The organism is Pedobacter sp. 01T416_2, assembly GCF_056398925.1.
The window spans coordinates 1-1,619 of sequence record NZ_JBFTQI010001032.1; the positions used below are offsets into that span (position 1 = coordinate 1).

Below are 1,619 nucleotides of genomic sequence, written 5' to 3' on the forward strand. Positions count from 1 at the left end.
GACTAACCCTGATGAGGTGATAGCCAACTTTTTCGAYATCAAAACCGATCAGAAAGTATTAAAAATGGAAAAGGTCCGCGGAAGGCCGGAAGAACCTTTTGTATATTTCGTATCTTATTTTCATCCCCGCGTCGGATTAACTGGCGACGAGGACTTTAAAGCCCCCCTTTATGAAATGCTGGAAAAAGATCACCTGATAGTTGCTACGCTTTCTAAAGAGGAGATCAGTGCGAGATCTGCTGATGCATTTATTGCTCAAAAGTTAAAAGTAGCCATTGGTAGCCCTATTCTTTCCCGTAAAAGATTTGTATTTGATCAGGGAGGAAGGCCCATTGAATATAATATAGGTCATTATAAGGCCGATAGTTTTGTTTATACCACAGAAAGCTCACGATAACAAACTGAGATAATCCACTTAAAAACATAGAGCGGATTCACTGTTAAACCCGCTCTATGTAATCTTTGTACCATTAGCCTAAATCCAGACAATTATCGGTTTAGATTGCTTTACCCAGCATATTGTTTTTAGAGTTGTTGCTGCTAGGGTTAAGCGCAAGAATCATTGGTGCTCTACCAGTTTCCTTAACTCGGTACCGGCAAGCAAAAATGCACCTACCCCATAAACGGCAGTCATGTTTTCGGTTACTTTCTGTGGATCGCCACCTACAGGCTGCACCCATCCCAGCTTGCCGTTTGGAAACACTGATTTCACCATTGAGTGCCAACCTTTTTCAACTATCGGTTGATATTTAACCTTATCCAAATAACCATGATTGATACCCCATGCCAAAGCGTAGGTATAAAAGCCCGTACAACTCATTTCAGGGCTTGGGTAACTGTCCGGATCCAATAAGCTGGCATGCCAAAAACCTTTTTCATCCTGCAGGACAGCTATTTTTTCTGCCATTTCTACGAATAATTTTTCATAGAACTTCTTGTTTTTGAAATCGGCCGGAAGCTCCTGGATAATGATGGGCAAGCCAGCCAGAACCCAACCGTTTCCCCGGCCCCAAAATACCGGCTGACCGTTTTTTTCTTTCTTTTTAAAATAGGAATCGTCCCTGAAAAACAAATGATTTTCTTTGCTGTAGAGATACTTATAGCTAAGCCGGTACTCCTTGTCCATAAATTTAAGGTATTCTTCTTTGCCGGTAATATTTGCCATTTTTGCCCATACGGTCGGCCCCATAAACAGGGCGTCACACCAGCTCCATCGCTCAGTACCATAATTGCCCGGTTCGAAAGTATATTTCAGATTCCGCTTTGAAGGATGTTTCAAAATGAAATCGAAATAACGTCCCATTGGAGTGTACATTTTTTTATCTTTATAAATACGGAACATTTCGGTATACATCATACCAACCGCATAATCGTCAGCGTGGTAGCGCAGACTCAGGTCCGCTTCCAGTTTTTGTGTCCATTTTAATTTCGTACCTACCGATTTAAGCCAGTTAAAACATGCTGTATCATTTGTTGATTTCGCATATTCAACCATCCCGGCATAAAGCGCACCAAATGTCCAATCGGCAGCTTCCCTTCCCTGGGTTTCTTTCATCTGCCAATGCGCAACACGGGTCATTATTTCATTGATGGACTGTTTTGTTAAGTCTGGAGAAGGT

The 1,619-nt window shown here is 41.9% G+C and carries 2 protein-coding genes; one reads left to right on the top strand and one right to left on the bottom strand.

The genetic code is table 11. The features are described from left to right. On the top strand, nucleotides 1–397 hold a 397-nt coding region (locus tag AC1DPQ_RS27045; RefSeq protein WP_477611465.1), incomplete at its 5' end, for a GntR family transcriptional regulator. 162 nt (nucleotides 398–559) lie between these two features. Here AC1DPQ_RS27045 and AC1DPQ_RS27050 read toward each other — a convergent pair. After that, a partial coding sequence (locus AC1DPQ_RS27050) for a glycoside hydrolase family 88/105 protein (protein ID WP_477611466.1) occupies nucleotides 560–1,619 on the bottom strand: 1,060 nt, incomplete at its 5' end.